We start from the raw sequence: 9035 nt of genomic DNA on the forward strand, positions 1-9035 counted from the left end.
GGAAGCGCTGAAATCCTTCATACACAGTATTTCGTTCTTCATAGCGCGCATATACTTCCGCAAGTCTACGATATTGTTTCCTGCGAATTGTGCGGATGTGTCTTCTCAGATACCTCTGCCAGTCAGGACGTCTATGACAAGTACTATGCAGAGATGTCGTACTACGAATCTTCTCATGTTGAAACTGACACGCGATTGTATTCGGAAAGGGCTAACTGGATAGAGTTAGTGATTCCAAGGCGGCAATCACGCATTATCGATATCGGATGTGGGAACGGCATGTTATTACGCGATCTTCGGTGTCGCGGTTATAGCCAGCTAACTGGAATGGACCCTTCGGCGAAATGTGTAGAGTTTTTGTTGGTAGAAGATATTGATGCTGTCCAAGGAAGTTTTTTTACTCATACGGATATGAAGAATTTCGACTGTGCTATTCTGTCGGGGGTGCTAGAGCATATCTGTGACGTATCAAAGATGATAGATGCAATCAAAGTCTTGATTAAGACGGACGGCTTATTACTAGTCTGTGTGCCCGATTCTGCCCGCTACTACATTTACGACAACGTACCTTTCGACTATTTTAATATTGAGCACATAAACCATTTTGATGAAACGTCTCTACTCAATTTGGGCTTGCTTCACGGTATGTCCATACGAAATTTGCAAAAAACGGATATCCATATTGGTACTTCCATGCAACCTGTCATTTTTTGCGCCTACGTAAATGATGATAGACCGCAAACGGACTGGGTACAATACTCGCGCGAGAGAATACGCGACTATGTGGCACGCACGTCTAGTCGTACGGCAACCAACCAATTGATTGATGACTTGGTGTCTAGTGGCGAAGAGATTGTAATCTGGGGCGCAGGAAATTATTCTAGCCGATTACTGGCAACGACTGCGCTGGCACAATGTAGAATTGCTTTTTGGGTGGATAGTGATCGCCATAAACAGGGCACAGAAATTTTGGGGCGCCCCGTCCGTGAACCCGAAGCGCTCATGAGGCACTTGGGGGCGACCGTGCTCGTGGCAGTGGCTGTCTACAGTGAAGAAATCATGGCGGAGATTAGCTCAATGGGACTGACCGGCCGCATCGTGTCATTGTAGTAGTGCTATTGAGAACAGGATGTGCTTATCGTCGATAAGTCCGAGTTCTATCTCGCTTAGCGCTTCTGCATGGCTTGGCTTTCGTGCGATGGGCGTGGCAGTCAGCACGCGATGCGCCTATGTGAGTCAGAATTACTGGCTATACTCGAAATCTGCGATCAAGCAACCCCGTCCGGAAGACTAAGCTGAATGCCCATGACCGACTGTCGCGCCTTGCTCGAGCAGGCGACCGCCCACCACGAATCAGGCCGCTTAACGGTTGCCGAACACCTCTACCGCGCTGCGCTGGCGCTCGACGGCAACTTGGCTGAAACGCATCATCGGCTAGGCGCGTTGCTCTTGGAACTCGGGCAGTCTGATGAAGGGTTGGATCACCTGCGTCGAGCCGTCGAGCGATCCAGCTCGACGGCAGGTTATTGGGAGGGCTGGGCACTGGGTTTGCTGATCGCTCGATCAGCTCAACAAGCCTTGATGGTCATTGATCAGGCACTGGCGCTCGGAATCGATACCCCGTCGGCACATTCGCTGCGCGCGCAGATCCTAGGGGCCATTTCAGATCAGGAGTTTCTCGCCTCGGCAGAGATAGGCGATACAGTTCTCGGGTCCGTGACTGGGTCACAGGTTTCCGCCGATAATCTAGGCTCTGAATCCAAGAAAGCGTTGCCCGCGCATCAATCAGCCAAGCCCCGCGCAAGGTCTCGGGCCGATCGGAAACGGGGCGGGCGAGCGTCTAGCAATCCTGTGGTTAAAGTCTCTGCGGCCAACCGCAATGATTTTGTGTCGCTGTTGCTGCAGGGGCGCCTGGAACCAGCGGAGTCCTTCGCTCAACGTCTCATCGAGCGTTATCCTAGCGATTCGTTTGGCTGGCAGGCCGCTGCGAGTGTCGAGATGCAACGCTTAAATTATAAGGCCGCCTTGCCGCTCATGCACAAGGCTGTGGAATTGAGCCCTGAGCATTCGGAATGCCTGACCTCTCTGGGCAACATCTTGCGCGAGCTTGGCCAGCAATCCGAGGCCATCGCCTATTTTCGGCTTGCCATTAAGTCCGATCCGGATTGCGAGGGTGCCTACAACGGACTTGGCATGGTGTTTCAGGACCTCAGGCGTATTGATGAGGCGATTTCCTGCTATCTGCGCGCCCTGCAGATCGATCCGAATCAGCCCAAGGCGCACAGCAACCTCGGTTCAGCCTACCGCTCAAAAGGGCTTCTGGATTTGGCGGTGGCATCTTGCAATCGCGCCCTGTCCATCGATCCGCAGTTGATGATTGCCAACAATGTCAAGGCGGCCAGCCTTCAGGACCTGGGGCGTTTCGACGAGGCGTTGGCCTGTTACGACCTGGGATTGATCAATGCCTCAGACAAGAACGCGGCCGTGGTCTATTCGAATCGGTTGTTTCTGCTGAGCTATCATCCGGACAAATCCCCTCAAGAGATCTATGAGGCCCATCTGGAATTTGATCGTGTGATTGGCGCGCCGCTTCGAGGTCATTGGCGACCACACACGAACGTTCGTGACCCTGAGCGCCGTCTGCGGGTGGGCTATGTCTCGCCGGATTTTCGCAAGCATGTCGTGAGCTATTATCTGGAGGCGCTGATGGCCTCGCATGACAAGCGTCAGGTGGAGGTCACGGCCTATGCAGACCTTGCACGCGAGGATGAAGTGACCGCACGCTTTCGTACCTATGCCGATCATTGGGTGCCCACTAATGGTGTGAGCGACCTTGACCTGGCCGAGCGAATCCGCGCCGATGGGATCGATATCCTGGTTGATCTGTCTGGACATACGGCATTAAATCGATTGAGGACATTCGCATGCCGTCCGGCACCGGTCGCGGTGTCCTGGCTGGGTTATGCCAACACAACCGGGCTGCGTGCGATCGATTACGTTGCCGTCGATGCCTTCCAAAGCGTAGATGCTTCCGATGCACTGTACATCGAGCAGCTTTGGCGAGTTCCTAACCCAGCTGGTGTCTACCGGCCATCCGAAGGGATGGGCGGAGTTGGGTCCTTGCCTGCCGAGGTGCATGGATTTGTCACCTTCGGAACTCTGACGCGAGGCATCCGGATGAATGATCGGGTGATCCGGGTGTGGTCGACGATCCTCCAACGGCTTGAGGGTGCTCGCCTGGTCATCGATAGCTCGAGTTTTGTTGCCGAGAAAGCCTGTTTGGAATTAGCTGAGCGCTTTGCCGTCCATGGGATTTGTCCAGAGCGATTGTCAATTGGTTGCCATACGCCGCCATGGGACATCTTGCGCAGCCTGGATATCACGCTAGATCCCTTTCCGCACAATTCGAGCACGACGTTGTTCGAGTCACTCTATCTGGGCGTGCCAGTCATTACGCTTCTCGGGCACCTAATTTTTTCGAGCAGGATGGGTGGCGGAATCTTGGCAGGTGTTGGACACCCAGAATGGATCGCTACCACCGAGGAGGAATACATCGAAAAGGCCGTCGCCCTCGCCAGCGACTTGGAAGCACTGGCGCGTATCCGCGCCAACCTGCGCGCCGAGTTCGAAGCCTCTCCCTGGCGCGACGAGCCAGGCTTCGCACGCAAGATGGAGCAAGCCTATCGTGGGATGTGGCGGCGCTGGTGTGAGCATGGGCAGGGGCCGGCGGATCTCAGGTAAGGCTCTTGCATCGTCGCAAACTGCGGATCTGCTGCGTTCAAGGTGGTGGGACTCGCGCCTGAGGCGCGTGCCCTGCGGCGGATCCAGGAACTGAACCATGCCGACAACTGTCCTGCAGGGTGCATGCAGATCCCTCTGATCAGCGTGGAGTTCTCGCTTGAAGATCGGCATCTGGTTGGTTTCGAGGTCGAGACACTGGCCTGAGAAACCGTGCCTCCTTTCGCTGGATTGAGGGTCGAAGCCCAGCATTGGCAGCCTCGAAACCTGCTGAAATGCTGCGATTCCCACATGAATCCAGCCCGTAACGAGGCGCCTTGTCTCGCAAGGCCAGGCGTTTTTCACACCCGCTGAGAAGGCCCGCATGGCCACACTCGATTCTCAGACCAGACCACGAGTCCGCTTCCGCACCCGCATCTAAAGTGTGCGGCGGTTCACGTTAGATCTGTCTCAAGTTCTGTTGCCACGAGCCGTTATTGATTGCACGAGGGATATCACCGAGTACCGCACGGTGACGCAGGGTCCGGCGGTTAGCAATCCATCAGGAGAACACTCATGGCAATGGTCATCAATTCCAACATCATGTCGCTCACCGCACAGCGGAACCTGAGTAATGCGCAGAGTTCGCAGAATCAGGCGATGACGCGCCTGAGCAGCGGTTTGCGCATCAACTCCGCCAAGGACGACGCCGCCGGTCTGGCGATCAGCCAGGGGCTGAGTTCTCAGGTGCGCGGACTCAATCAAGCGGTGCGTAACGCGAACGACGGTATCTCGCTGGCGCAGACGGCCGAGGGCGCCTTGCAGGAGAGTACGAATATCCTGCAGCGCATGCGTGAGCTGGCCGTGCAATCGGCCAACGGCACCTACGACAGCGGCAACCGCCAGACCCTGAACGCCGAGTCCAAACAGTTGAAGTCCGAACTGGATCGGATTGCGCAAACCACGTCATTCAACGGCCAGAACATTCTGGATGGCACACTGGGCAAGGTTGACCTGCAAGTGGGCGCCTATTCCAACCAGACCATCTCCATGGAGATCGGCTCCATGAGCTCGTCGAGCCTCGGTGGTGCCTCTGGGGATATCGTCAGTGCGGAGACGACTGGTTCTGCGGCACTCGCGGGACTCACGGCCGGCGATCTGACGATCAATGATCAGGCCGTCAGTGACTTAAGCTCCGTCGTTACAGGTGCGTCAACGGTTCAGGCCGGCATCGATCAGATCAACACTGACCTCGACGGCTTCGGCGCGCAGGTCTCGACGATGGTCGAGGCGAAGGGGACCTCGGTGGGTGATGGCGTGCTTCGTGCTGGCACGGATACCTTGACGTTGGATTTGACAGACAACTACGGAAACGCTTCCAAGTACGTCATTACCGGCACCGAAAACATGAATCAGTTGGTCGAGGCGATCAACACAGAAAGCGGCGGGACGATCTCGGCGACGGTCGACGATGCGGGCAAATTGGTCCTGACAGCCGAGAATGCGCAGTCGATTACGGTTACGGATAGCACGACTGCGGATGCGTCTGGTATTGCAAATGGTGCTACGAATTTCTCACTCGTCATCAACGATACCAGTGCCGACAAGCGTGGCGTGAAGGTGGAAGTCGCTACGACCGATGTGGCGGCCATTGGTCTCAACACGCAGGATGCGGCGGGGACCGTGACAGGGATGGCGGCAACGGCGACTGGCGCCGCTGATCTGAAGGCCGGGGATCTCAACATCAACGGCGTTGACATTGGCCCGATTGATGCAGGCGCTGACGCAGCGTCGGGTGTGACCAATACGATCGAAGCCATCAATAAGGTCTCGGATCAGACGGGCGTGGTCGCCTATCAAAGCGGTTCCGTAGTCGCCTTGAGATCCTCGAGCGGCGAGGAGATCTCGATCAAGTATGGCACGGATGCGACTGATACCGAGGTCAAGGCGGTGACCGGTCTGTTGGAGCGCAATGCGACCTCGGGTGTGGGCTCGGTCGCCAGTGTCGACATCTCGACGGCAGCGGGCGCTCAGAAGGCCATCGGCATCATCGATAAGGCCTTGGAGCAGATCAACGCGACGCGCGGTGATCTGGGTGCGGTCAATAATCGGCTCGACTACACCATCAACAACCTGACCAACGTCTCCGAGAACGCGGCGGCCTCCCGGTCCCGTATCGTTGACGCGGACTTCGCGGCTGAGACGGCGGCGCTCTCGCGGGCACAGGTGCTTCAGCAGGCAGGCACGGCGATGCTGTCCCAAGCCAATGCGGCCCCGCAGCAGGTGCTCTCGCTGCTGCAGTAAGGGATCGGCCTCAGGGCTAAAGGATGGGAGGTTTCCCGGCGGGGAACCTCCCGGCTCAAGTATAGGCAAGTGTCATGACTAGCGAATCCAGTTTATCGGTTGCGGTGAATCCGCCACCAATACGGCATGTCCAGCAGCCGGTTACGCAGCACCAAGGCGATGGCGCCACGAGTCAAACGGGGGAGCCTGGGGTGAGCGCCGGGCTCAAGGCCAAGGAGACGCCAGCGCCGGTCGGTCGATCGGCGGAGCCGAAGGATGAGGCGGCAAAAGACGCTCGCAGCCAGGGTGATCCGGCGGAGCAGGTGGCGCAGGCCGTGGAGCGCATCAATGAAATGATGCAGAGCGGCCAGCATCAGCTCAAGTTCGAACTCAACAAGGATGCTGGTCAGATGGTGATCCAGGTGTTGGATGCGGAGACCGAGGAACTCGTTCGCCAGATTCCGAGCGAGGAAACACTGAAGTTTGCGGAGTATGTGGAAGGTTTGGCCGGGCTGATCTTTAGCGATCAAGCCTAGCCACCAAGCATCGGTGCAGGGGTGGGATACGAGGATCGGGCGGATCTGAGGTTCAGGAGCAAGCGTTATGGCGAACAACATCATCAGCTCACTGGGTGCCGGCTCCGGGATCGACATCACCAATCTCGTGTCCCAACTGGTCGAGGTCGAGCGCGCCCCGCAGCAGCAGCGTCTGGATACCCGCCAGGAGAAGCTGCAGGCGCAAATCTCTGGCTACGGTCAGATGAAGAGCGCGCTTGATGGACTGAGGACGGTCGTTGGAACCTTGGGCAGCAACGATCTCTTCAACGCACGCTCGGTCTCGGTGCCGACGACGGACGTCATCACGGCGGATAAGGTCAATGCCGGCGCTCAGACGGGCACCTATCAGATCGAGGTGCTCGAGGTCGCGAGCGCGCAATCCCTGGCCATGGCAGCGCAGGCCGAGCGTGACAGCGCGCTTGGTAAATCCGGGGAGATCAGCATCCGCTTTGGTGACTGGACCTATGATGTCGACGGTGACCCCGCCACCGCCGACGCGCCCCTCAGCTTTGCCGTCAACGATGAGCGCACTGCATTCTCTATTAGCATTGAGGCAACCGACTCGCTCGACAGCATCGCTGAGAAGATCAACAGTGAGAAATCTGGGGTTCAGGCCTCGGTGCTCAAGGTGGATGGGCAGTTCCAATTGATGCTGACGTCACCCTCGGGCGCGTCCAATGCGCTCGAGATCAGCGTGGACGATCCGAGCCTGGATCTATTCGCGTTCAATGCGACCACCTTCGCGAGCGTGACCGAGACGCAACAGGCCAAGGATGCGCAGCTGAAGGTCAACGGCCTTCAGGTATCGCGTGAATCGAATTCCATCAATGACGTGATCGAAGGTTTCGAGTTCACACTCAATAAGGCGGCGGTTGGCGAGAAGCTGAGCTATTCCATCAAGGCCGACACGAGCACGGCCGAGCAGGCGGTGCGCGATTTCGTCGAGGCTTACAACAGCTTTCGGGAGACCGCCGAGAATCTGGTGGGCTACAGTCGCGATGAGGACAACCAGCTGGTGCGTGGCGATCTTGCCGGCGATGGGTCGGCGCGGCTCATGGTCGAGCGCGTTCGTCAGATGGTTGGGGATATCGTTCCAGGTGCGGAGGGCGGTTTTACGGCCTTGACCAATCTTGGCATCCGTACCGAACTTGATGGCAGCCTCTCCATCGAGGAAGATGAGTTTAGCGACGCGATCAATAACAACTTCGAGCTGCTCGAGGGCCTGTTCGCGACCAAGACGAGTTCGACTAATAGCGCTGTGTCTGTGAACATGGGAACCTATGTGTCGGAGGTGGCTGCGGGCACCTACAACGTCGAAATCACTCAGGATCCGACGCGCGGGGAGCTTCTAGCCAGTGCCATTACCGATGCCGGCTTCAATGCGCTGGACGATACCTTTGCAACCGCCTTGGATGCATCGGGCGGCGGCTACAGCTTCAAGATCAAGGTCGATGGCGTCGAATCCGACCTCATCGAGCTGACCGGGACCTACGCCTCCGCGGATGAATTGCGCGCGGACCTGCAGGCCCGGATCAACAGCGACGAGAAGCTGAAGGCAGGGCGTGTTTCCCTGGACGTTGGCTTCGACACAGCGACGGATGGCTTTACCTTCACGTCTCGGGAGTATGGCTCGGTCTCCAAGGTGAGCTTCAGCGAGGCGAGCGCCGGCATGGCCGACCTGGGGATCGACGCATCACTGAGCGGAACCACGGGAGTCGATGTCGTCGGGACCATCAACGGTGAGGCGGGTTTCGGTGCCGGCAATCTCCTGCTTCCCGCGATCGGCTCGGATGCCTATGGCCTGAATTTCACCGTTGGTGCTGGTGCGACCGCTCAGGGCGCGTTCGAGGTCAACTTCTCGCGTGGCTTGGCCGGCGAGCTAACCAATCTCATCGACAGCTTTCTCGGCTCCTCGGGCGCGATCGACATGCGCCTGGACACCATCGACTCACAGTTGGAAAGTATCGACGAGGACCAGATCAAGCTCGATACCCGCATGGATGCGCTGAACATCCGCTTGACCACGCAGTTCAGCGCGATGGAGAGCATCATCAACAGCCTCTCATCGACGGGCAGCCAATTGGATGGCCTAACGGATCGACTGCCCTTCACGGCGAAGAGTTGATGCGCTGAGCGGTCTCGGGGTGCCTGGGGGCAGGGCTTTCTAGCTTCGTTCATCGTTTAAGAAAGCACCCATCAATTGTTTGCCGATGCGAGCGATCCCCGCCCGAAATCCCCCCTGGCCCCCCTTTGCGAAAGGGGGGGAAGTTGTTGATGGTCACTTTCTTAGAGCGTGTCCATCAATTGTTTCCCGATGCGAGCGATCCCGCCCGAAATCCCCCCTGGCCCCAATACCGTTCAATGGCACAGCACAATGCTCTCCTCGAAGGGTTTGGTCGGTTGAGGAGGATGTCGGTGGTGCGCCCGCTTCTTGGGCCATTTGCTCATCTTTTGTTTGATGACGCGGGGATTGATCCG

At 57.5% G+C, this 9035-nt stretch carries 6 protein-coding genes; all 6 read left to right on the top strand.

Annotation, left to right across the window (positions count from 1 at the left end):
* Positions 1-153 precede the first annotated feature (153 nt).
* Complete coding sequence (locus G3480_RS15570) at positions 154-1110, top strand: class I SAM-dependent methyltransferase (protein ID WP_164654815.1); 957 nt, start codon at positions 154-156, stop codon at positions 1108-1110.
* A gap of 777 nt (positions 1111-1887) precedes the next feature.
* Positions 1888-3741 carry an O-linked N-acetylglucosamine transferase, SPINDLY family protein gene (locus tag G3480_RS15575; RefSeq protein WP_338114152.1) on the top strand — a complete coding sequence of 618 codons (1854 nt, stop codon included), beginning with the start codon at positions 1888-1890 and terminating at the stop codon, positions 3739-3741.
* A gap of 552 nt (positions 3742-4293) precedes the next feature.
* Entirely contained in the window at positions 4294-6021 is a 1728-nt protein-coding gene (locus G3480_RS15580) for a flagellin N-terminal helical domain-containing protein (protein ID WP_164654817.1), read from the top strand.
* Between the two features lie 74 nt (positions 6022-6095).
* The gene (locus G3480_RS15585; protein WP_164654818.1) at positions 6096-6536 is read left to right on the top strand and encodes a flagellar protein FlaG; all 441 of its coding nucleotides are present in this window, start codon (positions 6096-6098) and stop codon (positions 6534-6536) included.
* A 67-nt stretch (positions 6537-6603) separates the two neighbouring features.
* Positions 6604-8682 (top strand): flagellar filament capping protein FliD, encoded by a 2079-nt coding sequence (fliD, locus tag G3480_RS15590; RefSeq protein ID WP_164654819.1) that lies wholly within the window; start codon positions 6604-6606, stop codon positions 8680-8682.
* 149 nt (positions 8683-8831) lie between these two features.
* The coding region (locus G3480_RS27915) for a hypothetical protein (protein ID WP_206171741.1) at positions 8832-9035 on the top strand (204 nt) is incomplete at its 3' end.

It is taken from the genome of Thiorhodococcus mannitoliphagus (assembly GCF_010915725.1).
Lineage (GTDB): Bacteria > Pseudomonadota > Gammaproteobacteria > Chromatiales > Chromatiaceae > Thiorhodococcus > Thiorhodococcus mannitoliphagus.